Source organism: Vibrio sp. STUT-A11 (assembly GCF_026000435.1).
Lineage (GTDB): Bacteria > Pseudomonadota > Gammaproteobacteria > Enterobacterales > Vibrionaceae > Vibrio.
On sequence record NZ_AP026763.1, the window covers coordinates 2,115,823 to 2,142,231 of the forward strand.

Sequence of the window (26,409 nt, forward strand, 5' to 3'; positions counted from 1 at the left end):
TTACAACCCTCTTTCCTTAACCCAGGCTCTCACTTTGATGCCGGGTTCTATCACGTTGACACCTGATATTACGATCACATCACCATCATCAAGTCCTTGTAGTACCTGTTTTTGTTCATTCAGTGTGATCGCAGCTTTGGTTACGACACCTTGCTCATCAACGCGCCAGACGTAGTTTTGCCCAGATTCTTCAAATAGTGCAGAGTCCGGAATAGTGGTAGTATCTGAGTTCTGTGAAGTTACGAGTACGTTGCCCGACATCCCGGGTAGAATCCCCACCCCTTCGGGCCTTTCCATCACCATGGTGACTTTATAACTGCCCGTTTTTGGATCGGCTTCGGTATCGATTTCCTGAAAAGTTAAATCAAAAGATTGCTCAGGGAAGGCATCAAATTCCATCTTTGCAGAGACGTTCACTCCCGGGGCATAGCGATTGAGCAAGTGACTAGGAAGTTGAAACATGACCTTCATCAACTGATTGGTTTGAATATTCATCACGCCCTCTTTTGCCGCAACGTATTCATGGTTTTCTGCCGGTAAATAAGAAATCGTGCCATCATAAGGAGCAAGGAGTTTGGTGTAGCTAAGATTGGCTTTCGCCTGATCCCACTGAGCTTTGGCGGAGTTGTGATTGGCTTTCGCTTCATCAAAATCCTGCTCTGATACAACTTGATCGACACGAAGCTTTTTATACCGTTGGTATTGCACGTCCGCGAGCGCAAAATTTGCCCTCGCTTGTTGTTCTAGAAGCGTATATTCATCAGGATTCAATGTTGCCAACACATCACCTTTACTGACGAGTTGGCCTTCGTGAACATCAATCGTTTGAAGCAAACCGGGCACACGAAAGGCGAGTACGGCTTTATCTCCGGAGTCAGTCGTTGCAGGGAAGTAACGATCAAACTGTGAATGACCCACAGAGACGGTAAAAAGTTTAGCGGGGCGAGATTCTGGTTCTGGTACGGGTGGAAGCTCTTCACCACAACCCGATAGAACGGCTGAAATGGCTATCGGAATGAGCAATTTTTTCATGACATTCATCCAATGAATACAGAGACTACATTTAAAATAGATGAACAATGCTCAAGCTGCCACATGGAACAGGGGTAATATTGCTTTAAAATTAGTAATTTGTGAAGGAAGAGCAGACTTGTTGCCTGCTCTTAACGTGGATACTTAGAGAAGCGCCTCAGAGTTTACTGAATTCTCTGTCTACTCTGAATGTATCAGAAGTGACATACGCTTCCATGTTGCGAATTTTACTATCAATACGTTCGAAATCTCGTTCAAGTACGCCCAATAACTGCTCTGGGCTTTGGCCTTTCTGCCACGGTTTACTCTTTAAAGTATGATCCTGCTGCGCCTTGATGTTTTCCGAATACGTCATCGGCTGCTTTTCCAACATAAACGCCAAAGCAACATACGCGAGAAGCACTAAAAACGTACCACCTAGCAAGCCAGCAGAAATAACCAAGATACGAATCAGCCAGACTTCCACACCAAAATAGTTGGCAAACCCGGCACACACGCCAGCAAGTTTTCCATTTGCAGGATCACGATACAATTCTCGTTTATTCATACTTGCGTCTCCAAGTTGGTGACTCTGCATCTAGTATCCTTTCTAATGTATCCACCCTGGACTGCATGGATTCTGCTTTTTCGGATAGTACCTGAAGGCGTTCCAGATCTTGACTCGACAGTGCACTATCCGTTTTTCGTTTACTGCGATAGTGTAAGAAAAGCCATAGTGGAGCGACAAAGATTAAAAAGACAATCAGTGGTCCAGTCATAAAAAATGTCGACATAAATGGCTCCTTTCTTATTTATCTTGTGATGACATCTGTTCTTTCAGTTTTGCCAACTCTTTTTCAATTTCATCTTGCGCCTGAAGCTCTGCAAATTCCTGCTCTAACGATTTTGACTGGCCAGTGCTCGAATAAAGGTCAGCTTCCGCTTCCAACTCATCGACTTTGCGTGAGTATTGTTCAAACTTAGCCATGGCTTCGTTAGTGCGGTTAGTGTGAAGATGTTTTTGAACATCGCGACGATTTGATGCGGTTTGGTTACGGATCGCCAGAGCTTGCTGTTTCGCTCGTGTTTCCGCAATTTTATTTTCCAACTTACCGATTTCACCAGTCAGCTTATCAATAGTCTCTTCAACCAAGGTCTGCTCTGTGTGCAGGCCTTTTATTAACTGTTCCAGCTTTTGCTTTTCGATCAGTGCGGCACGCGCTAAATCTTCACGCTCTTTTACTAACGCAAGGCTGGCTTTTTTGCCCCATTCATTGATCTGATCTTCGATAGCCTCAACTTTACGAGCCAACTCTTTTTTGTCTGCGATCGCTTTCGCCGAGTTAGTACGAACTTCTACCAGCGTGTCTTCCATTTCTTGAATGATGAGACGGATCATTTTTTCAGGATCTTCCGCCTTGTCTAACAATGCACTGATGTTTGAGTTAACGATATCTGCAAAACGAGAAAAAATACCCATGACGGAACTCCTCTTTTTCCTATTAAAACCCGACAAGGTGGTGATTGACCTTGTCTCTACCTAAATACATAACAAGTTGCGTGCCAACTTATTCTTTTCTTTAAAATCAAATAGTTATGCATTTTATTGTTGTTATGCACCATTGTGCTATGATGTTTTTCACCAACTGTTGGTGAATTTCACCAATTCGAATTTGAGTTCACACCTAGGCAGCTAAGTAAGAAGGAATCTATGAAGCAAAACCTGATTGGTGAATCGCCCGCTTTTCTCGCTGTATTAGATAAAGTATCACAACTTGCGCCAATTGAACGCCCGGTACTCATTATTGGTGAGCGCGGTACCGGTAAAGAGCTTATTGCACAGCGTTTGCATTATTTATCAAGACGTTGGGACAAGCCACTTCTGTCGTTAAATTGTGCCACATTGAGCGAAGGTTTGATTGACTCTGAATTGTTTGGCCATGAGTCCGGCTCGTTTACCGGGTCAAAAGGCAAACATAAAGGCCGCTTTGAGCGAGCAGAAGGCGGCACCCTCTTCCTCGATGAGTTGGCGACTGCCCCGCTGTTGGTGCAAGAAAAATTACTGCGCGTAATCGAATATGGTGAATATGAACGTGTTGGCGGGCACACGGCTTTGAATGCCGACGTGCGATTAGTCTGCGCGACCAATGCCGACTTGCCAAAACTTGCCGAGCAAGGCGATTTCCGCGCCGATCTGCTCGACCGGCTCGCGTTTGATGTCATCATGCTGCCCCCGCTCCGTGAACGAAGAGAAGACATTCTCTCTTTAGCGGAATACTACGCCATCAAGATGTGCCGAGAACTTCAGCTTGAATATTTCGTTGGTTTTACCGCGGAAGCAGAGCGCTCGCTACTTGAATATCCTTGGCCAGGTAACGTTCGGGAGCTTAAAAACGTTATTGAACGCGCGATCTACCAGCACGGCTTAAATGCCGATCCAATTGACCAGTTGATATTCAATCCTTTCGCAACCGTCTGGGACAACGCTTTGGGTCACTCGAATGAACAGGTGGAAGCGGAACCGGAAGTCACAGAACAATGCACTCACGTTCAATTCCCGCTCGATTACAAACAGTGGCAGGAAGAACAAGATATTAGCTTGCTCAATCGTGCGCTGGAAGAGGCCAAGTTCAATCAACGTCAGGCTGCAGAATTACTGGGGCTTAGTTATCATCAATTACGTGGAATGGTTCGAAAGTACGGGCTGGTAGGACAAAGTTAACTCTCAGGTTTTGCTCGTTGTTTGTTATCACAAACAGAAACGTGACCTAAACACGCGTAACTATTTAGGTCTACAGTGATAATTAGACTAGGTCTTTTTATCTAACACACTGCGAGCAAAAGATTTTGTATTTGGAGCAAGTTCACAAAGGTGTTAAATTAGCGGGATCATTTTCGCTTGTTAACTCTGGATGAGTAACTTCAAATGAAACAAGCAAGATCCAATGAACATTTCATATTATGAATGCTTTTATAAGATTATCGCTGAGCCTCATAGGGATTAGCTTACTCACCGCCTGTGGCGATGAGATCGACCATAACGATATTCGCCAAACAAGGTTTGTGTTTTGTGGGCAAGGTAAGCCAACAACATTTAATCCACAACTGGTTGATAGTGGTATTACCGCTGAAGCGCTTAGCCCTCAGTTGTACGACACATTACTTACGATTGACCCAACATCCCATAAACCGATCGCCAGTATTGCAGAAAACTGGTCGGTGAATGAGGATGGGACTGAGTACACGTTTAAGCTCAAGCACGGAGTTCAATTTCAGACCACCTCTTGGTTTACGCCCAGCCGTGCACTGAATTCGAAAGACGTGGTGTTTAGCTTCAAACGAATCATCGATGATAACCACCCTTTCCATCTAGTGGGCGGCGGTTTGTATCCATGGTTTGCTGGTCTGGACTTCAAAAACCTACTGCAAGATGTGATTGCCGTCGACAATGACACCGTCATGTTTAAGCTTTCAAAACCAAACTTTTCTTTTCTGGCTAACATCGCCACCAGCCATGCAATCTTGTTGTCGGCTGAGTATGGACAACTACTCGCTGCTAAAGATCATAAAGAGCTAATTGATCAATTACCGATTGGCACAGGGCCATTCCAGCTAAAAGAATTTCAGGTGAATGATTTAATTCGCTTAGAGCGTCACCCTCACTACTGGAACGTTCCTGCGAAAATGGAACAAGTGGTATTTGATATCTCTCATCGTGGAACGGGTACCTTGGCCAAGTTACTAAGAAATGAATGTGATGTGTTATCTTCGCCAATTTCGAGTCAGATACCAGTTATACAGGAAAATGACAATCTAGAGTTGAAAGCGACACCAGCGAACAACGTCTCTTTCATCGCGATTAACACGAGTAACCCAGCACTGACCGATCCTCGAGTTCGTCAAGCGCTCAACCTTGCGATTAATCGACAAAACATATTGGATTCCGTCTATTACGGAACAGGTACTCAAGCTTACACCCTGCTCCCACCAAACTCATGGGCTTATCAAAAGGACAGTGTCAAAATACGTTACGATAGAAACTACGCTCTCGCCCTACTTCGCGAAGCTGGCTATCAAGAAGGCTTGGCGCTCACCATGTGGGTTCCGTTAGAACCTCGTGCGTTCAACCCAAGCCCTCGTAAGACTGCTGAGCTAATCCAAGCTAACTTCGCCGATATTGGTGTTGATTTAACCTTGTTGACGGATGATCGATTTGAACGTGTCGATTTAGATAATCTGGACAATCTTGATCTACTGCTCACGGGGTGGATTGGCGATACAGGTGACCCCGATAATTTCTTCCGTCCATTATTGTCATGTGAGTCTGAACGGGTTGGTCTGAACGTTTCCATGTGGTGTAACGACGATTTTGACTTCTTACTGGATTTGGCAATAGAGACACAAGAACCAAGATATCGTTTGAACCTATATCGACAAGCGCAAAACATTTTGAATGAACAGTTCCCCGTTATTCCACTCGCGCATGGTGTGCAATTCCGTGTTCACGACAAATCGCTGACAGGCTTCAAATCAAGCCCTTTCAATGCACAACCATTTGATAGAGTTGAGAGAGTTCACTGATGCTTTTGTATACCATTCGACGCTTTAACCTGTTTTTCATCACATTGATGATCCTCACTTTAGTGGGTTTCTCTCTATTGCGTCTTGATCCAATTTCACATTGGGCACAAGTTGACTTTTGGTCGGGTTGGCAAAACTACCTTGTTAACCTAACACAACTGGATTTCGGCTACAGTAAGAGTGGCAATGCCATTTTCGATGAGTTAGCCATCGTGTTTCCGGCCACATTAGAGCTGTGTTTTTTTGCCTTTCTTGTTTCGCTTCTAATTGGGATCCCACTAGGAACCCTAGCAGGTATGAAGCAGGGCAAAGGTCTAGATACCAGCATTTCTTTTTTAGCCATGTCTGGGTATTCTGCGCCAATCTTTTGGGTCGCACTGCTACTTATCATGGTGTTTTCACTTGAATATCAATTTTTCCCAGTAGCTGGTCGCTATGATCTGCTGTACGAAATCGATCACATCACAGGCTTTGCTATTGTCGATGCCTTTATGGCCAAAGGCGAGTATCGAGTTCACGCGTTACAAAGTGTTATTGAGCACATGGTACTGCCATGTTTGGTCTTGGCTCTCGCGCCAACCACCCAGGTCATTGGTCTCATGCGATCGTCGGTTGCCGATGTGATGAGTCAAAATTACATTCGAGCCGCGAGAATTAAAGGTCTTTCTAATAGAGAGATCATCACTCAGCATGTGCTGCGCAATGCGATTCCCCCGATCATCCCGAAAGTCGGCGTTCAGCTATCAAGTATGATCACCCTTGCGATCATTACCGAGTCTGTTTTCAACTGGCCGGGTATTGGTCGCTGGCTACTGGATGCATTGGCGAACCAAGACTATGCCTCAATCCAGGCAGGGGTTATGGTGCTTGCGACACTGGTTCTGACCGCCAATATCCTTTCGGATTTGATTGGTGCCACGATTAACCCTCTGGTGAGAAAGGAATGGTATGCTAACAAATAACGTTTATCAGGAAGAACACATTCCCACTCAATTCGAGCGATTCTGGCGTAGTTACCGTGCTAACGGTTTGGCAATGTTTGGCTTGTGGTGCCTAGTGTTCATTGTATTAGTCACCCTGTTTGCTCCATTCATCGCGCCGTTTGATCCTCAGGCTCAATCTGGTGAGTTACTCGTGCCACCATCTTGGTCACCATCAGGTTCTGTCGATTACTTCTTGGGAACGGACGATTTAGGACGCGATATTCTGTCACGTCTTATCATCGGATCTCAGCTGACGTTTGGAGCGGCGGTTGGCATAACAATTACTGCAGCCATCATCGGTTGCCTCATTGGTGTATTAGCTGGTATGACTAAGGGGCTCCTTTCTAGTACCTTGAACCACCTGCTCGACACAGTAATGTCGATTCCCTCGCTACTTTTGGCGATCATTTTTGTGGCATTTCTGGGATTTGGCGAGTTCAATATCTTGCTCGCGATCTGCTTGGCACTCATTCCGCGTTTTATTCGCTCGGTGTACATTGCAGTGCATTCTGAGGTCGAAAAAGACTACATTATGGCGGCACGTCTGGATGGCGCAAATGATTTCTACCTACTGTGGAGCTCGATACTGCCAAACGTACTTACCGTCATCGCCGCAGAGTTCACTCTGGCGCTTTCTACTGCGATTTTAGACATTACCGCGTTGGGCTTTCTGGGGTTGGGAGCACAAGCACCAAGCACTGAATGGGGCGCGATTTTGGGCGATTCAGTCGAACTTATATACATCGCTCCGTGGACAGTAACCCTACCAGGCCTCACTATCATGTTTACTGTCATTACCCTAAACTTAGTAGGTGAAGGGGTACGCCGATCGCTTAATGCGGGGATCGAATAATGCCGTTATTAGACATTCGTCATTTGACCATTGAAATTGAAACACCTCAGGGAATGGTTCGAGCTGTAGACAGAATGAGCCTCACGTTAAATGAAGGTGAGATTCGCGGTTTGGTGGGTGAATCGGGCTCAGGAAAAAGTCTTGTTGCCAAAGCCATTGTTGGCGTCAACAAGGATACCTGGCGAATCACCGCAGACCGGATGCGCTTAGGGAATATCGATCTTCTTCAACTTACTCCTAAAGAGCGGCGGAAAGTAATCGCGCGAGACATTGCGATGATTTTTCAAGAGCCTTCGACCTGTTTGGACCCTTCAGAGGAAGTCGGCCGCCAACTGATTGAATCGATTCCATCTCGATCTTTTGACGGTAAATGGTGGGAGCGATTTAAGTGGCGTAAAAAACAAGCGATTGCCTTACTGCATAAAGTTGGCATCAAAGATCACAAGCGGATAATGGGCAGCTATCCTTACGAGCTGACAGACGGTGAGTGTCAAAAAGTCATGATTGCCATGGCGATTGCCACCAAGCCTAAGCTGCTGATTGCAGACGAGCCGACGAATGACCTTGACCCAATCACTCAGTCGCAAATTTTACGTCTGTTGAGCCGGATGAATCAGCTCAACAACACCACGATCTTGCTTATTGGTCACGACTTAACCACTATCACTCAATGGGCAAACCGCATTACCGTGATGTACTGTGGTCAATCGGTTGAGTCTGCTGACACACGTAAGATCATTGCGGCACCGAAGCACCCTTATACCGATGCTCTGCTAAAGGCGATGCCAGATTTTAACGATTGGGTACCACACAAACAGAAACTCCAATCTCTACCTGGCTCAATTCCACCTTTGCAGCATTTGCCAATTGGTTGTCGATTAGGTCCGCGTTGCCCTTATGCGCAAAAGCAATGTGTTGAAATTCCGCACACCCGGCGAATCAAGAATCATAAGTTCAACTGTCACTTTCCACTCAATACGGAGAAAAAGTCATGAGTGCGCTACTTGAAGTCGATAATTTGTCGAAGCAGTTTGTCACGCGCTCAGGTTTTTTTAAACGTGAAACGACTGTAGCTGTAAAGCCTGTCAGCTTCACTCTTGAACCGGGACAGACCATTGGCTTTATTGGGCAAAATGGCTCTGGTAAGTCGACACTGGCTCGTATGCTGGCTGGTGTTGTAGCACCAAGTTCTGGCGAAATTCGCGTAAATGGTGAACGTTTGGAACATAAAGATTATGCGACACGCTGCAAGCTGATTCGTATGATTTTTCAAGATCCGAATACCTCTCTCAACCCTCGCATTCAAATCGGTCGCATATTAGAAGGTCCGCTCAAGCGAAACACCAATATGCCGCCGGATGCGCGTATGAAACGCGTTAAAGAAACCCTTCGTCGAGTTGGCTTGCTGCCCGAACATGCCTACTTTTATCCGCAGATGCTGGCTGCTGGACAAAAGCAGCGTGTCTGTCTGGCTCGCGCTTTGATACTCCAGCCATCGATTATCGTTGCTGATGAAGCACTAAACGGTCTCGATATGGCTATGCGCTCGCAGATTCTGAACTTGTTCTTAGAACTACAAGAAGAGATGGGCTTGTCTTTCGTTTACGTATCGCAGCACATCGGTATCGTCAAACACATTACGGATAAAGTCATGGTCATGCATGAAGGCGAAGTGGTTGAATGTGGTGATACCCAACAGGTTCTAACTCACCCTGAGCACCCGATTACTCAGCGGTTGGTTGAAAGTCACTTCTACAAGGCGCCCAACCACTCAATGTAACGAAAAAGCCTGCATTATTTGCAGGCTTGATTAATTCTGGTACTAGTAAATCGTCTTTGACTTAACTATCGACTATCTTCGGCCCGCGATTTTGCGCAGTTCAAAATCAAACTCATCCGGAAACAGAACCACGCCCTCTTCGTTCTGGTTTGGGAATATCACAACCGAAAGCTCGTCATCTTCTAGTCCCACCGTCCAGCGACTGTGCCACTTATTCAGTGAGATGGCTTCTGGCTCGCAATCTTCCCAATCACCTGTCGCCCATTGCTGAGCAAACTCTTGATTGGGCCAGACAGGAACACAATCGTCATCTTCTGTATTAAGCATCACGCAACCATGTTCATCTTTTAGAATCCATACTTTGCGATTCGCGACGATCTCTTTTACGCAGTAGTTCAATCGTTGCTCTTCATTGTAACGATTGATGGTATCCATTTGCTCTTGGGTCAATGCCTCGGACATATTGGTCTCCTGTTTCCCATAGAAAAATGCCCACCTATCGGCGGGCATTTCAATTATAAGCTGGTAATGTGAAAATTACGCTAATTCAGTTTGAAGCCAAGGCCAGCCTTGCTTCTTACGGCTTAGAGTATTTTCCATCATTAGCATGCCGTTGTCCTCATGCTTAACTAGCTTCTCTGCCCACTCACCTTTGTATAGAAGACGAGTTTGAGCCGTAGTGATGTCTGTTAGCATTACGGCTGCAAATGCTAGGTTGTCGTTTACACAACGAGCTTCTAGATCCGCTTCAAGCGCTTCGATCATACCGTCAACTTGCTCTAGTGTTGCAAGTTCAACCTGACCTACTACTACGTCACGGCCGTTGAATGGGTAACCCTTCAGGTCTTTTTCAACTAGCTCAGCAGCTGATAGACCTTCGATGTTTGTTTTCGCGATCAGAAGATCTTTGATGAATACGTCAACATCTTGTACGTCTGCAATTGCAGCTAGCTCAGCAACGGCGTCTTTGTCTTTTTGAGTACAAGTTGGAGATGCGAAACCTACTGTGTCAGATAGGATCGCTGACATCATTAGCTTAGCGATTTGTGGAGTGATCGCGTGACCTTCGATCTTGAACATGTTGAATAGAACCGTGTTGGTACAACCAACAGGCCAGATCCATGCTTCCATTGGGTTCACTGTCATCACATCACCTAAACGGTGGTGGTCAACGATACCCGCGATTTCAGCTTCAGCGATGTCATCAGGTGCTTGCGCTAGATCTGAGTAGTCTACTAGCCAAACGGTTTCACCCGCTACTGAAGTGCGAAGTTCTGGAACTTCTGCGCCAGCTACTTCAAGAATGTGCTGAGTTTCACGGTTGATTTCACCCTGACGAATTGGCATTGCTTCAACACCACGCGCCTTAAGAAGTTCAGTTGCAACAAGTGCACTACAAATACTATCACTGTCTGGGTTCTTATGACCTACAACTAGAATCATGTTTCTTCCTATTCAAGTCAATTTGATACGCTTCCGAATAATGGCACCGTGTGCCATGGAAGCTGTTTGCTCACAAAGGCCAGTACTTTACCTGATTTAACGGACTTTGACACGAAGAAAAGTGCATAACTCGGTTGCGAATAATTATCATTAATATATAATGATAATTATTACCATTTGCATTTGAGACGATAATGAACGCGACGAGATTTTTGCATTCAGCCCAGCACCTGCTTCGACCAACTCAGTTCCGATTAGCGTATAAACGCCTGCTCATACCTGCCTTTATGCTCGCACTGTTGGTAAATGGCAACACTCGTGAAATCGCGGTGACAACACTATCCGATTCCTTTTGGGCTGTTTCATGTTACGTGTGCGCGACTCTGGTGATTTATCATTATCTATCCCACTTCCTATCGAAAACTAATCGCTTCACCGAGCTATACCGTCATTCTCAAACCCACCAGGTTTTTTTTGCTGCCCTTCTTGGCGGACTGCCGGGATGTGGCGGTGCGATTGTTGTGACCACGCAGTTTATTAGTGGGCGAGTCGGTTTTGGTGCCATTGTTGCTGTATTAACATCAACAATGGGTGACGCGGCTTTTTTGCTGCTCGCCGCTAAACCTGTGGTCGGTATTGGTGTAGTGGTAACGGGTATCGTAGTCGGTACAATTTCTGGACTGGTTGTAAACGCTTTTCACAAAGAGGATTTTTTGCGTCCCGTCCATAAAGTAAACCCAAATGAACCATTTATTCCTCAAAGCCAAAGCGAAGGTTATAGCGCTCAGGAACAGAAGGCGATCAATTTACAAGGCACTTTCTGGAAATGGCTTATATTACCAACCAGTATTGTCGCGCTGATGATGTCCTTCCAATTAGATATCAATCAGCTGCTTAACTTACCAACAAATACCATTGAATGGATTGGGGCGATTTTTGCGGTCACGACGATGTCACTCTGGGCAATGACGAAAGAGTTGGGTTGTTATCAATCGACAGTATCCGAAGATGAGAAAATCATCGACTCCCACCCAATTCAAAAAGCGGCGCAAGACACCAACTTCGTCAGTGCGTGGGTAATTATTGCCTTCATTGCGTTTGAGTTTACGACTTACTTTTCCGGGCTGGATGTCGCCACTTCTCTCTCAAATTGGGGAATTTGGATGCCATTAGCCGGATTGATGATAGGAATACTTCCTGGTTGTGGACCTCAAATTTTAGTGACAAGTTTATACTTGTCCGGTGCTGCGCCTTTTTCAGCACAAATAGCCAATGCCATCTCGAATGACGGTGATGCCCTTTTCCCGGCTATTGCGATGGCACCCAAAGCAGCATTAGTTGCTACTATTTACTCATCTATTCCTGCATTTATTGTTGGTTATGGTTATTACTTCTTATTTGAGCTATAGCCGCTTCAAAAAGTAAAAGAGCCTCATTTGAGGCTCTGTACTCAACCCATCACCCTATACTGTGACGATCGCTCTTGCATGGAGTCCTTTATCTAAACTGACTAAAAACATCTGACAAGCATCTTGGTTGAGCTTTTCTCCCGTCCAGAAATCATACCAGTCGACTGGTTTGTCCGAAGTCAGTGTAAACTCCGTTGCGTCCTGATTGGAGTAGTTAAACAAACAATGCAGATCATTCTTGTTGGTTAGCTTCAAGAATGCGTGGTTTAAACTCAACGCCGAGAAAAGTGCAGATTCCTGGCTGCGACGTTGGCGCAACATAAGTTTCGACAACGTTTTGCTCGCAAATGGGGTAATCTCTGGCAGAGGATCGCCAGAAAGTAACAAGCCACCACAAGCCAAAAGTACAGTACGATGAAATTCGTAGTCCTCACGCGAAGCCGCTTGATTTGGTAAAGAGGTAAACGTTGCGCAGTCTGGGTCAATCTGCCAAAGCTTTCGGTGCTGCCAACTGCGGTAAAATGTTTCTTTGGCGAGCTGTTCGAAACGATGACTATGACGTTCAACGTCATCGGATACACGCATCGCATCCACCAGCCCCAGCGAAGGCCACATTGGCGCGTTGCAACCCAGCAGCCAAGCGTCACCTGCCCCTTTCGCTATCGCTTCCATACCCATTCGGTACGCTTCTACGCCTGTCACTCCAGACTGACTGCGTTTTCCCTTGAGGGTACCCCAATAGTTTGCATCCAGCTTAAACAGTTCGACACCCCACTTTTCACGCATGACAGACACCACATGAGTAAGGTGATCTTGGACTTCTGGAAGAGAAGTGTCGAGAATATACCACGGTGTGCATCGCCAGCCTCCATAGGTGACATCCTCTGCTTTCATTAAACTGCCATCATGATGGCGCACAAACCAGTCAGGGTGTTGCTTGAACACTTCCGATTCTGGTTGAGCAATAAACGGCGCCATCCAAATCGCTGGCTTTTTCCCCTTAGAACGAATGTTCTGAATTAACTCTTTTACACCACCAGAAAACTTATCGGAAGGCGTCAGCCAGTCGCCCATAAACGCCTGATAGCCATCATCAAGTAACACCCACTCCAGATCCGCCAATTTATCGCTCATACACTCGACGTTTTGCAGAATATTCGTTTCTGTCACTTCTGCATAATAGGCGTACCACGAGCACCAACCTATAGGCGCACATTGTGTGACACCGTTACGCACCGGATGATTATCTGCAATCATCTTGCTGTATTGTTGGTAAAGTGCTGCCAATGATGTTCCGCTCAGCACGGTAACGGACTCCAAGGTATTTGTTTCCCAGTCCGTCACTTGCGTGTGTTCACCATCGATAGCCGCAGACAGAATCCACTGCTCTTCATGTTGCTGAACATCAAAATAGCCTGCGAATCGACGGCAACTGGTAAAACCAAATAACGTATATCCATCAGAGTCTTCCACGACTAAGTAGTTGTAGTAACGCTTGGGGGCATCTTGGGGGTAGATCCGATAACTCGGACTGTTATCAGGACAGCGACCAATATCTATTGGCTGGCTGATGGTCCCTGAGGTTTGGGCCAACATCTGGAAACCGTCTCCGACCACACGAGCACCATGTTCATATAAAAATGGCACTTCAAAGAGTACTTCGCGATCGGTAAAGGTTTTCTGGTGAATGCCAGCAAAAGAAAAATAGGCTTGATTGGAGATGATATCGACTTGGAGGTCGTTATCAACGACAGAGATTTCTACACGGTTAGCAAACTGAAAGGTTTGAGTCATATTATATCTACTTAGTTATTATTATCTTTATACTTGGTTCAATATGAACCGTTTAGGCACGGTCACCATTATCCTACGGTTGAAAAGAGGAAATCGTTAGTTGCCTCACGAATACTCCCAGTGAAACACAATTGTCGAGATAACGCTCACCCAATTCAGCTAAAAAAATACCAGCCCGGAGGCTGGTATCATGTTTCGTTCTTATACTCTTATTAAGCAACTTCGATTGGACCACCGAATGATGTGACCGGCGGCACTTTACCTGTGAACTTCTCAAAGTCGACGATACAAGTGTTTGCAGAAGTAGCCTGTGCAAGCTCAGAAGAGCCGATGTCTTGCGTTAGCGTGTTAGGGTCGCCGTAAGTACAGATGGCGCCTTCTTTCTCGTTCAGAGGGCCATACCAGGCGCCTTCTTCGATACGAACCACACCACGTGGGTAACTGTCGGTCAGAACCGCACCCGCCAAAAGCTGACCACGACCGTTAAATACACGTACCAAGTCACCATTTTTGATGCCTTTCGCTTTTGCATCAACCGGGTTGATGTAAACAGGCTCACGACCTTGCACTGCGTAAGTAGCACGGAACTCTTCAGATTCACACATTTGTGAGTGCAGACGCTTATCCGGGTGACAAGACTGTAACCAGAACGGGTATTTGTCTGAACCCGGACCACCGTGTGAACGTTCTGATTTTTCGAACCACATTGGGTGCTCTTGGCAATGTTCGTAACCGTACCGACCGATCTTACGGGAAGTAATCTCGATGAAACCAGATGGCGTGCCCAATGGATTCAACTCTGGGTCCTTACGGAAATCCGCATGGCGAACCCAAGGTTTACCTTCACCAAAGTCCAGTACACTCTTCTCCCAGAACTCGTTGAACTCTGGCATTTCGAATTTGCCTTCATTGGCTTTCTTACAATCGTTGTACAGGCTTTCGATCCATTCCATCTCACTCATACCACGAGTGTACTCTTCACGGCGGCCAAAGCGTTGTGTCAGTTCACTCATGATCTGGAAGTCAGGTTTAGATTGGAACAGTGGATCCACCAAACGGTGCATTGCCACCAAACCACGGCTTGAGTACGAGCCATAAACGTCGATATCGTTGCGCTCCCACTGAGTACAAGCTGGCAACACGATATCAGAGAAGCGACAAGTTGCCGTCCAGGCAAATTCAATGGTCACAACCGTTTGTAGCTTCTTGAACGCTTTCTTCATGCGGTTGCGATCTTGGTGATGGTGCCATGGGTTACAACCCGAGATAACCATCATTTTGAAATCTGGCAGCTTAACTTTACCGCCGTTGTAATTGATCTCTTTACCTGGCTCCAGAATAGCATCAATCCAACGCGCTACCGGGATAGTGCGACTGTAGCCGTTGAAATCATTGTTATCCCACTTCGGCTTCATACCTTGGTCAAGGTTACGCGGGAAGCCGCCAGGACCGGCGAAACCCGTTGATGGAACACCGATACTTGAGTAGTGGTGACCATAAGAGATACCGCCGCCAGGCAGACCGATCTGACCAACCATTGCTGCGACAACGGCTGCTGCCCAGTATGGCTGCTCACCGTGCTCCTGACGCTGAATACACCACCCCATCAGGATCTGTGTACGGCCATTTACCAGCATACGGGCGAATTCGCGAATCTTATCCGCCTTCACGCCACAAATTGATGCCGCCCACTCAGGAGTCTTTTCCGTCTTATCTTTGGTTTGACCCTGAACGTATTGAATGAACTCTTCAAAGCCCAGACAGTAAGTCTCAATGAACTTCTTATCGTAGAGCTCTTCGTTGTACAGCACGTGTGCAACAGCCAGCATGAACGCCACGTCGGTCATCGGGTTGATGTACAGATGATCGTTCTCTAGGTAGCGCTGAGTTTTGTTCTTCACTGGGTCGACAGACAGAACGTTGATCTCACCTTTCGCGACTTTCTCTTTTAGCTGTTCTAGATACTTGAAAGATTCGTGCGTTTCACAGTTCCAGCCTACCTGAAGGTTTTTCACTGGATCGTTCGCCCACAAAACAATGTTGTCCGAGTTCTCTAAGATTTCAGACCAAGACGTACCTTGTGCATAAACTTCTGTTGAACCGAGTACGTAAGGCATGATGGTTTGGCCCGCACCTGTCGAGTAGTCGCCAACTTTCGTGATGAAGTTACCATGCATGCCAACTGCACGTTGCATGTGTGCGGTACAGTTGTTGAACGCACCTGTTTGGTTCCAGCCAGTTTGGCCAGCGTGCAGTGCCCACGGACCGTATTCTTTCTGTACACGCTCTAACTCACGGTAGAACAGGTCCAGCGCTTCATCCCACGTTACACGGATAAAACGGTTGTTGCCGCGAGTATCTGCGCTGTACTTGTGCTTTTTCAGCCAATCCAGACGAACCATTGGGTAACGGACACGCGAAGGGCTGTAAATGATGCCCTTGATGCCGTTAAGCATCTCTGTCGGGTTCTTATCAAGCTCTAATGGTTTGATCTCCTGAACCTTACCCGCGTAGATATGAGCGCGGAATGCGCCCCAGTGCGAGCCCGTCACTTTCCAGGTACCTGTCGATTCCGCGGCTTTTGCAGAAGCTGACGCTAATAAGCTTGGACCGATAACTGACGCGGCACTTGTCGTTGCTACGCCTTTAAGAAAACTTCTTCGTGTAATAGCCATTTAAAATTCTCCAATCCGACGCTTATTAGTGGTGGCCTTCAGCATAATCTGAAGAGTGCTTCTGTAGATATTTCAAGATAAGCGCTTCGCTGTCCGTATCCAGGTTGACGAACGCTAACATACCGTCGAACATACCTGGCCAGGTGTTCGCGTCGAAGTGCTCTTCAGCAGGTTGCGTGTGACATACTGAACAGTTAGTTTTGTACGCTTCACGTGATTTTTCCCATACTGGGTTGATATCGTTCAACGTCGACTCTTTCTTCAGCCAAGCTTTCGCTGTCACTTTTTCCCATGGGAGACCAGTGAGTTCGTCAACACGCTTTTCACCTGTCGTCACCATGTTGCTGTCGGTAGACGCTTCTTTTAGCAGAGATGCTGTCGCAATGTTCTTACCGAAATCTTCTTGGATTACACGACCAAAGCCTTTCGCTTTACGCCAGCCATCGATTTCAATTTCAACAAAGTCGCCTTTTTCTTCGATAACTTTTACGGACGATGCCGGGTTCAGAAGACCCGCTTCTTTAGTACCTTGCTCATCAAAGTAAAGTGGAAGATGACGAATGCTGACTAGCTGCTGACCTACTGCGTAATCCGTGTTTGATGTCATTTGTTCCAGATCGCCCACAATACCGCCGATGCTATCCATACCTGCAGGTAAGTTGTGCGCAATGCCTTTGTGGCAATCGACACAGCTTTGATCTTTCTCTGCGGCTTGTTTCATTTGGATACGCGCGGTCGGAGACATCTGGTCGAAGTCCATCGAGTCGTAGTTATGGCAGTTTTTACATTCAAGAGATTTGTTCGCAGAAAAACGATCCCATTCATGTTTGGCTAACTCGATACGGCGTTCTTCAAACACCCCTTCTTCATCGTAGTTACCAAATACTTGTGCAAACACCTCTTTAGAAGCCTGCATCTTACGCGCGATTTTATCTGTCCAGTTATGTGGAACGTGACAGTCAGGACAAGTCGCACGCACACCAGAGTGGTTTTTCCAGTGAACCGTGTCTTGTAGTTCAACATAAACGTTGTCGCGCATGGTGTGACAGCTGATACAGAACTCTTCCGTATTGGTTGCTTCTAACGCTGTGTTGAAGCCACCCCAGAAAATAACGCCTGCGATAAAGCCACCCATAGTTAGCACACCAAGGCTGATATGCACGGCAGGGCGTGTCATCGTACGCCACAGTTTAATGATTATTGATTTCATTATTTGCTCTCTTAAAATCTTTTCAAAAGTGTGGTTATGAGCTCAACGGCTTACATACCGTGCGCACCAGGAGGTCCAAAGAAGAACACCTGCAGCATCCATACGATGAATCCGTAACCGCCAACGAAACCCACACTTAAAATTGGAAAGAGCACAACCGCGATAAAGAAAAACGACTTCCATTCAAGGGAGCGTTTTTCACCGCACTCAATATTATTAACATCTCTCATACATTTGCCTACTTTGTATTTAGTGTTATTGAAAAGCTCAGGAAATAGAGCTTAAGTTTTTTACAATTTATAACCGAAAATGTTAGTCCATATTAATAGTAGGGTTCAATCAAATAACGCCCTTCACCCCTTGTTATTCAATACTTTTTTGAGTTCGAACGGAGATGTGTGGGATTGATATTGTTTATTAAAAAACATGAACAGATATGAAAAAATAAGTCTTTTAAACAAATGTTAAATTGGCAACAATATAAAAACACAAATAACATTTTCAAGTTAAACATTACGGGAAAAATGCATTTTCATAGCGAAGAAAAACCAAATAATGTAAACAAATTGATAAGAAATGATTTAGAAAGGAGACTTTGACTCGCATTTAAAGCATTCAAAAAATATGAGTTAATATAGAAAGGGTAAAGAAGAGAATTTAGGAGAATTGATGGACAGCGTAGTAGATATTAGCTGGATAAAACTGGCGATATTTAGTTTGATTTTGCTCATCCCTCTGGCAATTAACTATCGCTACAAATTGGGAATTGCGAAAGATACTTCGATCAGTGTTCTCCGTATGACAGTGCAGCTGATCCTGATAGGCGTTTACTTAGAGTACCTCTTTCACCTAAATAGTTTACTGGTCAACGTGCTATGGATAGCCGTCATGATTGTGGTTGGCGCAAGCACGATTGCGGGTAAAGCTCGCTTACCTAAAAAACCATTGATGCTACCTCTGATCACAGGGCTTGTTTGCGGTCTATGTCCGCTTCTTATTGCTATGACGGTAGGTTTAGTTCGACCGACTCCTCTTTATAGTGCCCAATACATGATTCCTCTGGCAGGCATGTTGTTAGGTAATAGCTTAAGCAGCAACATCATCGCACTGCAAAACCTCTTTACCGCCTTTGAAGAGCGTAAGACAGAATACGAAGCGGCGATTTCACTTGGCGCTTCTCCCAAATACGCGTCATTTCCTTTTGTGCAAGAGGCGCTAAGAAAGTCCATGGCACCAATCTTAGCGTCAATGACCGCAACTGGCCTCGTGACACTCCCTGGGATGATGACTGGACAAATCTTGGGAGGCGCAAGCCCTCTGGTCGCGATTAAGTATCAATTGGTGATCATGCTAGCGATTTTTGTCATGTTAAATATATCAGTGGTTATCACCCTAGAAATGACATTGAGCAGTGTGCAAACCAAAGAAGGCCGGATTAGAGTAAAAATTGAGCAAAAAAGTTCTACAAAATAAGTTCGAAGCACTCGCATATAACCGTTTAATTTTATAATATTTTCTGTACTGAGAGAGATACACACGATGTTTAAGACAGGTTATCCACAGAAAATGTGGATAAGCAATGAAAACATATACGCAATCAGAAACATAACCGGTTGTCTGGAAAAAGGTTTTTCCTACACACAACGGTCATAAATTGATCACTTGGCTGAAATACTCTAGTTTTACAGTGCAGGGAGTCGCAAAAAGGAGCAACTATCATGGATGTATTAATGGTCTCTGAAAGGTACGATGAATTATTGTCTGATGCGCCACTGGAGTGGCTAGTGCAGGAACCAAGCGAAATGACGTCCCACTGGGTGCCTATCGAGTTTGGGATTAACGAAGAGTTAGTATAGCTGCATAGGTTTAAAGCGAGCAGACGCAAGACCTCAGACAAGAGAAAGGCGAGCTATTTGAGCTCGCCTTTTTACTAATCTGAAATAGAGAAGATCACTGATTATCTCAGGTGTTTGTCTTCATCACGCAGGTAAATCATCCAATACCACATACCGACAAACACACCACCGCCGATAATGTTGCCTAACGTAACAGGGATTAGGTTGTTGAAAATGAAACCTGTCATGTTCAAATCCGCGTAATTCGCTATATCTGCACCAGTCATTTGCCAGAAAGCCTCGGGGGCAAAGTACTTAATACCGATTGCCATTGGAACTTGGAACATATTCGCAATACAGTGCTCGAAACCTGCCGACACAAACATGGCGACGGGCAGAATCATTACCGCAATCTTATCGGTTAACGTACGTCCACTGAATGTCATCCAGACAGCAATACAGACTAAAACGTTACACATAATGCCCAGCGCGACGGCTGCAAAGAAACCGTGATGTAATTTATGCTGGGAAATAGCCATGGCATTTAAGCCGACCTGCCCGCCGTCAAACATATACTGCTTGCTGACTAGCATACAAGCCACCAGCATAGCGGCACCAGCCATGTTACCAAAGTAAACCACAAACCAGTTTTTAACTAACGCCTTCCAGGAAATTTTTCCACTTGCACGCGCCACCAGAGTCAACACCGAGCTGGTGAAAAGCTCTCCACCCGTGACCACTACGAGGATCAAACCAAGGCTGAATGCTAGACCACCAATTAAACGAGTGATACCCCAAGGTAACTCCCCTGCACCTGTCGTTACAGTGGTATAAAAAATGAATGCAATACCAATGTGAAGCCCTGCGGAAATGGCAAGTAAGAAAGATTTAGCAGGTGCTTTAGTCGCTTTACCTACACCAACTTCAGCAGCGCGTTCAGCAGCTTGCGGCGGTAGTAATGAGTCAAACTGATTGAAATTCATGGTGGCGTAACATTTAGAAACAATTAAGGAGGCGGCGATAATCGCGCGATTTTCACACTTTTTCAAGGGGTATTTGTAGTGTTAACTAAAAATATTGGTTATGGGATATTTATCGCCAAATTTGAACCATTAAAAGGGGAAATTTTTGCTGTCATTGATATGTGACAAGAATATTTTCTTTCGAGTAAAAATCCCACGTTATATCAGCCTGATAGCAATACAGTTAACACTTCTCGCGGTTTTGTGTTGCTCTAGCTGGTTTTTGAGACTAGCTTGGATAAAAAAGCGCAAAGGAATTATTTATGAAATATTCAGCGGAACACATGGCCGAATTGAATCTACTTCTTCAGTTCGATTTAAGCAGCGCAGCAACGGGCATTAAAGTTCACAAAGATGCGTCCGAAGAAACCCAAAGCGCCATTGCTCGTCTGTATGAGAAACAACTCTGCACCTTGCCCGATGGTGGTTACTTAACGGACGAAGGTATCGAAGTCGCAGAGCACGCGGAAAAAATTCTACGGGTGCTCGCTGCAAGTTAACAAACCACTTTCAAAATGCCACTTATTTTAGGTGGCATTCACATATTTCCCCAATAGGTTTACACTTATTCCTGACACACTGAAGTTTGACTAACCCAATCAATCACATATATCGATACGCTGGTAAAGACACCTGTATAGTATCCCCTCCCTTTCTTCAGTGAAGAACAAAATACGCAGAATCCTGTTTAACAACTTTAACTAAGTCGGGAAAAGACATATGGCAAACACATTGATTGTAGGTGCAGGCTGGCTAGGCACACCACTCGCCGAAGCTTTAGTAAACGCGGGCCAAACCGTTGTCGTGACTCGCCGCAGCCAGGAAAGGTTGGATGCATTGCCTGCCACACTCACCAATGCTGAGCTACTCGATCTCAGTCAGGCAAACGCAGAAATAAAATTGCCAGAGCTTATCCAACGTTATCAAATCAAGCACATCGTCGGTGCGTTTCCACCTGGGTTTAGAAAAGGTGGTGGTCAAGAGTATGCTCAACAATGGGCAACCCTAGTTGAAGCCGCGAAGCAGCAAGAGATTGAAAAGTTAGTGATGATCAGTTCCACGACGGTCTACCCTAATTTGCCTTCTGACATGAATGAAGATTCCGCCTCTCTTTCATTGGCACAAAACCATCCTCATTTTTCTGAAAACGCACAGATCATGTTACAAGCCGAGCAGTCTGTCATCGACTCGGGTATCGACTACGCTATTTTACGCTGTAGCGGATTGATCGGTCCCGACAGGAATCCAGCTCGCTTTGCTGCGCGACTAAAACAAGTCAGCCGCAAAGCCCCTGCGAACATGGTCCATCAAAAAGATGCGGTTGCCGCTGCAAAATTTGCGCTGGCGCATATCGATAACGAAATTGTTAACGTGACAACACCCAATACCGTCAGTAAAGCCGAGTTCTATCAGGCCGCAATCACTAAGAGTGGTACTGAAGAACTATCTCTGCCTCCAGTGACGGAAGATGCCGACAAGCGCATTGTCGCAGATAAGATCATTTCGCTCGGTTATCAATTTCAATTTAACTCAACGCTGGATGCACTATGAAGCTTTATCAACATATCGAAACGCTCTGGGATTACATGCAACTTAAGCATCAGCTAGAACCAGCGGATTGCTTGTTAGTCATGTGCAGTAATGACCTTCGTGTCGCAGAACATTCCGCAAAGCTTTACCAGCAAAAATTGGCACCGTTAATCATATTCTCTGGTGGAACGGGACGCTTTACTGATGGTTTATTTGACAAGAGTGAAGCCGAGACTTTCGCAGAGATAGCGCAAGCGGCAGGTGTCCCGGCTGAGGCAGTATTGCTAGAAACAAGCTCGACGAATAGTGGAGAAAACATTCGCTTTACTCATCAGTTACTCGAAGACAAAGGTATTTTGTGTGACTCAGTGATATTAGTGCAAAAACCATTTATGGAGCGTCGAGCTATCGCCACGTTCGAGAAACAATGGCAATCGCCCTATTCTCAGCTTCAAGTGAGCTCCACGGCTCACCCATTCTTCGACTACATAAATGAAGAGATGCCGCTAATGATGGTGCTAGAAGCACTGATGGAAGACTATTCTCGCGTCAAAACTTACCCTGATAAAGGGTATCAGACCGAGCAGGTTATCCCCGAAAATGTCGAGTTGTCTTATCAGGCTTTACATCGCAAGTTCGGTTTTGGCTTAGCTTAAACCCGCTAAGATGTGCAATGAAAAAGCCACCGACTTCAACTTCGGTGGCTTTTCTGAATCAGTGTAGCGAGCGAATAAAACTACTTTCCTAACGCTTCTTTGTAATGCTGGCGACAAACTGAAACATAGCGTTCATTCCCGCCTATCGCGACTTGGTCACCCTCTTTGATAGCAACGCCATTTTCATCCGTACGAATAACCATATTCGCTTTGCGACCACAGTGACAAATCGTCTTCAGTTCAACCAGTTTATCTGCCCATGACAACAGGTACTTGCTGCCTTCAAAAAGTTCGCCAAGAAAATCGGTACGAAGACCATAACAAAGCACAGGGATATGTAGCTTATCCACCACTTCTGTCAGTTGATATACCTGCTCTTTGGTTAGGAACTGGCACTCATCAACCAAAATACAATGTCGCTTTTCAACCTCGTTTAACGCGGCAATCTCTTGATATAAATTGCTGTCCTGACCAAAAAGATGGGCGTCTGACTGTAAACCAATTCGAGAGCTTACTTTGCCCACACCGTAGCGGTCATCAAGTGCTGCCGTAAATATCACTGGCGTCATGCCACGTTCTTGGTAGTTAAAAGAAGATTGAAGAAGAGTCGTTGATTTACCCGCATTCATCGCAGAGTAGTAGAAATACATCTGAGCCACAGAGCATTACCTGAAGTTAAAGTGATTAATTTATGGGAATGGAATTAGAAAATAAAAGGGCTGAATCATCAGCCCTTTAAAAAGAAAATTCAATTACTTACGACGCCACGTTGTGCCTTCTGGACCATCTTCAAGCACAATGCCCATCTCAGTCAGCTTGTCGCGTGCCATGTCTGCGTTTGCCCAATCTTTAGCTGCACGAGAATCGTTACGCAGTTTGATCAATGCTTCAATTTCTGCCACTTCATCATCATTACCGGCGTCACCTTTCAGGAAGGCTTCAGGATCTTGATAAAGAATACCGATAACATCTGCAAGCTCACGCATTAATGCGCCAAGCTCGCTCGCTTTCTCGATGCTTTCTGTCTTCAGGCGGTTTACTTCGCGCGCCATATCAAACAGTACTGAGTAAGCTTCAGGCGTGTTGAAATCGTCATTCATCGCGTTAGTAAAGCGAGAAACGTACTCTTCGCCACCAGCTGGTGCTGCTTTCAAATCAAGACCACGTAGAGACGTGTACAGACGTTCTAGTGATGCACGCGCTTGGTTTAGGTTATCTTCACTGTAGTTAAGCTGGCTACGGTAGTGACCAGACATCAGGAAGTAGCGAACTGTTTCCGCATCGTAGTAACCTAAAACGTCACGGATGGTGAAGAAGTTACCCAGTGATTTAGACATTTTCTCTCTGTCTACCATCACCATGCCGCTGTGCATCCAAGTGTTCACGTACTTGGTATCGTGTGCACAGCAAGACTGAGCGATCTCATTCTCGTGGTGTGGGAACTGAAGGTCAGAGCCGCCGCCGTGGATATCGAAGTGGTCACCAAGAATTGAAGAGTTCATTGCAGAACATTCAATGTGCCAACCTGGACGACCTGGACCCCAAGGAGATTCCCAAGTTGGTTCACCTGGCTTCGACATTTTCCAAAGTACGAAATCTAGTGGGCTGCGTTTCGCGGTTTCGATATCAACACGAGCACCAGCCTGAAGCTGATCCAGATCTTGCTTCGACAGCTTGCCGTATTCGTCGAACTTGCCTACTTCAAACATGACGTCGCCATTGTCAGCAACATATGCGAAACCACGCTCGATCAGCTTTTGAACCAGTTCAATGATTTCAGGGATAAACTGAGTTGCGCGAGGTTCAATATCTGGGCGCTTCATGTTTAGCGCATCGAAGTCAGCGTGCATTTCACCAATCAGGCGTTCAGTCAATGAATCACAAGATTCACCGTTTTCTGCGGCTCGCTTAATGATCTTATCGTCGATATCGGTGATATTACGCACAAACGTTAGATCGTAACCTAGGTAACGTAGGTAGCGAGACACAACGTCAAAAGACACAAAAGTACGACCATGGCCAATGTGACAGAGATCGTAGATGGTAACTCCACAGACATACATGCCAACTTTGCCGGCTGTAATTGGTTTGAATTCCTCTTTCTGTCTTGTGAGTGTGTTATATATCTTTAACATGATCTCTATCTATGATTGTGAATGAATACAAGAAGGCCGAGTATAACAACTCCGACCTTATTAGGTAATAGTAATTAACCTATAAAACGATAATCGGCTAAACTTCAAGCACAAAATAATTAATTTCTTCTTCCTGAGTTTTTAAAGCGTTATAACTTAGGCTAGAATCTCGGGCTCAATACAACACAGTAAAGGACAGTAGCATGATCACCCTTCACACTAATTTTGGTGACATCAAGATTCAACTAAACGAAGAGAAAGCGCCAGAAACAAGCGCAAACTTCCTACAGTACTGCCGCGACGGTTTTTACGACAACACGCTATTCCACCGTGTTATTGATGGTTTCATGGTTCAAGGTGGCGGCATGGAGTCAGGTCTGCGTGAAAAATCAACACGTGCACCAATCAAAAACGAAGCAAACAACGGCCTTAGCAACAAAGTAGGTACGCTTGCTATGGCACGTACTATGGAACCGCACTCAGCAAGCTCTCAGTTCTTCATCAACGTAAACAACAACACATTCCTGGATTTCCGTAGCGAAAGCCTAGACGGTTGGGGTTACTGTGTATTCGGTGAAGTTGTAGAAGGTATGGACGTAGTTAACCAAATCAAAGGCGTTAGCACTGGTTCTTACGGCATGCACCAAGACGTACCACTAGAAGACGTGGTAATCACTGGTACAACGATCGAAGAGTAATTCTTACGAACTTAATTTAATGGGGAGGCATCGCCTCCCCTTATTTCTATGACAACATTATTTATATCAGACCTGCACCTTACGCCGTCACGCCCTGACATTACAGAGTGTTTTGTGACGTTTATGCGCACAGAAGCCCCAAAAGCCGACGCTTTATACGTATTAGGCGATCTTTTCGAGTTTTGGGTCGGTGACGATGACAAAACGCCTTTCGCAAACCAAATTCGGACCGAATTTAAAGCACTTACCGACAGCGGTGTTCGTGTCTTCTTTATTCAAGGCAACCGTGATTTCCTGTTAGGAAAACGTTTTTGCCAACAAACGGGGATTATGCTTCTTGATGATGTTTGTACCATTGATCTTTATGGCAAAAAAGCGGTGATCTTACATGGCGATACCCTTTGTACAGACGACATAGATTATCAGAAGTTTCGTAAAACCGTTCACCAACCATGGTTGCAATGGGTCTTCAACCATATCCCATGGTTTATAAAGAAAAAAATCGTCGCCAAAGTTCAATCAGATATTCGAGATGACAAAAGTAACAAATCCTTAGAAATCATGGATGTCAACCAAAGCGAAGTAGAGAAAGTGATGTCTCAACATTGTGTCGACCTGATGATTCATGGTCATACCCATCGTCCCAACACACATAATTTTGACGTTAACGGAATTAACAAAACACGCATAGTTTTAGGTGACTGGTATACGCAAGGCTCAGTTTTACAAGTAAATTCTGACCATTTTGTTCTACAAACAAGGCCTTTCAACTCATAAATGACGCAAAACCTGTT

Annotated in this window: 27 protein-coding genes; 14 read left to right on the forward strand and 13 right to left on the reverse strand. The window is 45.4% G+C overall.

Annotated elements, in window-relative coordinates:
* The 4 genes from OO774_RS09935 to pspA form a co-directional block, all read right to left on the reverse strand.
* Entirely contained in the window at positions 1–1,032 is a 1,032-nt protein-coding gene (locus OO774_RS09935) for an efflux RND transporter periplasmic adaptor subunit (RefSeq protein WP_264901984.1), read from the reverse strand.
* Positions 1,033–1,189: 157 nt separating this feature from the next.
* Positions 1,190–1,579 (reverse strand): envelope stress response membrane protein PspC, encoded by a 390-nt coding sequence (gene pspC, locus OO774_RS09940; protein ID WP_264901986.1) that lies wholly within the window; start codon positions 1,577–1,579, stop codon positions 1,190–1,192.
* A complete protein-coding gene (gene pspB, locus OO774_RS09945) occupies positions 1,572–1,805 on the reverse strand; it encodes an envelope stress response membrane protein PspB (protein ID WP_264901988.1) in 234 nt (77 codons plus the stop codon). The genes pspC and pspB overlap by 8 nt, the downstream gene beginning before the upstream one ends.
* A 14-nt stretch (positions 1,806–1,819) precedes the next feature.
* Positions 1,820–2,491, reverse strand: a complete 672-nt coding sequence (gene pspA / locus OO774_RS09950) for a phage shock protein PspA (RefSeq protein WP_264901990.1) — start codon at positions 2,489–2,491, stop codon at positions 1,820–1,822.
* Between the two features lie 231 nt (positions 2,492–2,722).
* On the opposite strand from pspA, the gene pspF reads away from it, so the two are divergent.
* The 6 genes from pspF to OO774_RS09980 all read left to right on the forward strand — a co-directional run bounded on the left by pspF (position 2,723) and on the right by OO774_RS09980 (position 9,208).
* On the forward strand, positions 2,723–3,733 hold the full coding sequence (gene pspF / locus OO774_RS09955; protein ID WP_264901991.1) for a phage shock protein operon transcriptional activator: 1,011 nt from the start codon (positions 2,723–2,725) through the stop codon (positions 3,731–3,733).
* Positions 3,734–3,972: 239 nt separating this feature from the next.
* On the forward strand, positions 3,973–5,592 hold the full coding sequence (locus OO774_RS09960) for an ABC transporter substrate-binding protein (protein ID WP_264901993.1): 1,620 nt from the start codon (positions 3,973–3,975) through the stop codon (positions 5,590–5,592).
* Entirely contained in the window at positions 5,592–6,554 is a 963-nt protein-coding gene (locus OO774_RS09965; protein WP_264901995.1) for an ABC transporter permease subunit, read from the forward strand. Before OO774_RS09960 ends, OO774_RS09965 begins: the two co-directional genes overlap by 1 nt.
* Positions 6,541–7,428 carry an ABC transporter permease subunit gene (locus OO774_RS09970; protein ID WP_264901997.1) on the forward strand — a complete coding sequence of 296 codons (888 nt, stop codon included), beginning with the start codon at positions 6,541–6,543 and terminating at the stop codon, positions 7,426–7,428. Before OO774_RS09965 ends, OO774_RS09970 begins: the two co-directional genes overlap by 14 nt.
* Positions 7,428–8,423, forward strand: coding sequence for an oligopeptide/dipeptide ABC transporter ATP-binding protein (locus OO774_RS09975; RefSeq protein ID WP_264901999.1), 996 nt, complete (start codon positions 7,428–7,430; stop codon positions 8,421–8,423). The genes OO774_RS09970 and OO774_RS09975 overlap by 1 nt, the downstream gene beginning before the upstream one ends.
* Positions 8,420–9,208 carry an ATP-binding cassette domain-containing protein gene (locus OO774_RS09980; RefSeq protein WP_264902001.1) on the forward strand — a complete coding sequence of 263 codons (789 nt, stop codon included), beginning with the start codon at positions 8,420–8,422 and terminating at the stop codon, positions 9,206–9,208. Before OO774_RS09975 ends, OO774_RS09980 begins: the two co-directional genes overlap by 4 nt.
* Before the next feature lie 72 nt (positions 9,209–9,280).
* Here the strand turns inward: OO774_RS09980 and OO774_RS09985 are convergent, their stop codons facing one another.
* Both OO774_RS09985 and OO774_RS09990 read right to left on the reverse strand, forming a co-directional pair.
* Positions 9,281–9,670 carry a DUF2750 domain-containing protein gene (locus tag OO774_RS09985; protein ID WP_264902002.1) on the reverse strand — a complete coding sequence of 130 codons (390 nt, stop codon included), beginning with the start codon at positions 9,668–9,670 and terminating at the stop codon, positions 9,281–9,283.
* 75 nt (positions 9,671–9,745) lie between these two features.
* Positions 9,746–10,651 carry a manganese-dependent inorganic pyrophosphatase gene (locus tag OO774_RS09990; protein ID WP_264902003.1) on the reverse strand — a complete coding sequence of 302 codons (906 nt, stop codon included), beginning with the start codon at positions 10,649–10,651 and terminating at the stop codon, positions 9,746–9,748.
* Between the two features lie 194 nt (positions 10,652–10,845).
* Here OO774_RS09990 and OO774_RS09995 point away from each other — a divergent pair, with 194 nt between their 5' ends.
* On the forward strand, positions 10,846–12,060 hold the full coding sequence (locus tag OO774_RS09995; protein ID WP_264902005.1) for a putative manganese transporter: 1,215 nt from the start codon (positions 10,846–10,848) through the stop codon (positions 12,058–12,060).
* Between the two features lie 54 nt (positions 12,061–12,114).
* Here the strand turns inward: OO774_RS09995 and OO774_RS10000 are convergent, their stop codons facing one another.
* From OO774_RS10000 to torE, 4 genes are all read right to left on the reverse strand, one after another.
* Entirely contained in the window at positions 12,115–13,854 is a 1,740-nt protein-coding gene (locus OO774_RS10000; RefSeq protein WP_264902006.1) for an alpha-galactosidase, read from the reverse strand.
* Between the two features lie 212 nt (positions 13,855–14,066).
* Positions 14,067–16,529: a trimethylamine-N-oxide reductase TorA gene (torA, locus tag OO774_RS10005; RefSeq protein WP_264902007.1), complete on the reverse strand. Its 2,463-nt coding sequence runs from the start codon at positions 16,527–16,529 to the stop codon at positions 14,067–14,069.
* A 25-nt stretch (positions 16,530–16,554) separates the two neighbouring features.
* Positions 16,555–17,739 (reverse strand): pentaheme c-type cytochrome TorC, encoded by a 1,185-nt coding sequence (gene torC / locus OO774_RS10010; RefSeq protein ID WP_264902008.1) that lies wholly within the window; start codon positions 17,737–17,739, stop codon positions 16,555–16,557.
* A 50-nt stretch (positions 17,740–17,789) separates the two neighbouring features.
* Positions 17,790–17,969 carry a trimethylamine N-oxide reductase system protein TorE gene (torE, locus tag OO774_RS10015; protein WP_263838440.1) on the reverse strand — a complete coding sequence of 60 codons (180 nt, stop codon included), beginning with the start codon at positions 17,967–17,969 and terminating at the stop codon, positions 17,790–17,792.
* A gap of 439 nt (positions 17,970–18,408) precedes the next feature.
* On the opposite strand from torE, the gene OO774_RS10020 reads away from it, so the two are divergent.
* Together OO774_RS10020 and OO774_RS10025 are read left to right on the forward strand one after the other, a co-directional pair.
* Positions 18,409–19,212 (forward strand): ABC transporter permease, encoded by an 804-nt coding sequence (locus OO774_RS10020; protein ID WP_264902010.1) that lies wholly within the window; start codon positions 18,409–18,411, stop codon positions 19,210–19,212.
* Positions 19,213–19,457: 245 nt separating this feature from the next.
* Positions 19,458–19,595 carry a hypothetical protein gene (locus OO774_RS10025; protein ID WP_264902012.1) on the forward strand — a complete coding sequence of 46 codons (138 nt, stop codon included), beginning with the start codon at positions 19,458–19,460 and terminating at the stop codon, positions 19,593–19,595.
* Between the two features lie 101 nt (positions 19,596–19,696).
* Here OO774_RS10025 and focA read toward each other — a convergent pair whose 3' ends face one another.
* Positions 19,697–20,557, reverse strand: coding sequence for a formate transporter FocA (focA, locus tag OO774_RS10030; RefSeq protein WP_264902013.1), 861 nt, complete (start codon positions 20,555–20,557; stop codon positions 19,697–19,699).
* Positions 20,558–20,859: 302 nt separating this feature from the next.
* Here focA and OO774_RS10035 point away from each other — a divergent pair, with 302 nt between their 5' ends.
* The 3 genes from OO774_RS10035 to OO774_RS10045 all read left to right on the forward strand — a co-directional run bounded on the left by OO774_RS10035 (position 20,860) and on the right by OO774_RS10045 (position 22,782).
* Positions 20,860–21,096, forward strand: coding sequence for a TIGR02647 family protein (locus OO774_RS10035; protein ID WP_264902014.1), 237 nt, complete (start codon positions 20,860–20,862; stop codon positions 21,094–21,096).
* 220 nt (positions 21,097–21,316) lie between these two features.
* Positions 21,317–22,147, forward strand: a complete 831-nt coding sequence (locus OO774_RS10040) for an NAD(P)H-binding protein (RefSeq protein ID WP_264902016.1) — start codon at positions 21,317–21,319, stop codon at positions 22,145–22,147.
* Positions 22,144–22,782 carry a YdcF family protein gene (locus OO774_RS10045; RefSeq protein WP_264902018.1) on the forward strand — a complete coding sequence of 213 codons (639 nt, stop codon included), beginning with the start codon at positions 22,144–22,146 and terminating at the stop codon, positions 22,780–22,782. The genes OO774_RS10040 and OO774_RS10045 overlap by 4 nt, the downstream gene beginning before the upstream one ends.
* A gap of 80 nt (positions 22,783–22,862) precedes the next feature.
* Here OO774_RS10045 and OO774_RS10050 read toward each other — a convergent pair whose 3' ends face one another.
* Together OO774_RS10050 and cysS are read right to left on the reverse strand one after the other, a co-directional pair.
* Entirely contained in the window at positions 22,863–23,441 is a 579-nt protein-coding gene (locus OO774_RS10050; RefSeq protein WP_264902020.1) for a thymidine kinase, read from the reverse strand.
* Positions 23,442–23,534: 93 nt separating this feature from the next.
* Entirely contained in the window at positions 23,535–24,917 is a 1,383-nt protein-coding gene (gene cysS, locus OO774_RS10055) for a cysteine--tRNA ligase (RefSeq protein WP_264902022.1), read from the reverse strand.
* A 203-nt stretch (positions 24,918–25,120) separates the two neighbouring features.
* Between cysS and OO774_RS10060 the strand changes: the two genes are divergently transcribed.
* On the forward strand, positions 25,121–25,615 hold the full coding sequence (locus OO774_RS10060) for a peptidylprolyl isomerase (protein WP_264902024.1): 495 nt from the start codon (positions 25,121–25,123) through the stop codon (positions 25,613–25,615).
* A gap of 48 nt (positions 25,616–25,663) precedes the next feature.
* Complete coding sequence (lpxH, locus tag OO774_RS10065; protein WP_264902026.1) at positions 25,664–26,392, forward strand: UDP-2,3-diacylglucosamine diphosphatase; 729 nt, start codon at positions 25,664–25,666, stop codon at positions 26,390–26,392.
* Positions 26,393–26,409 lie beyond the last annotated feature (17 nt).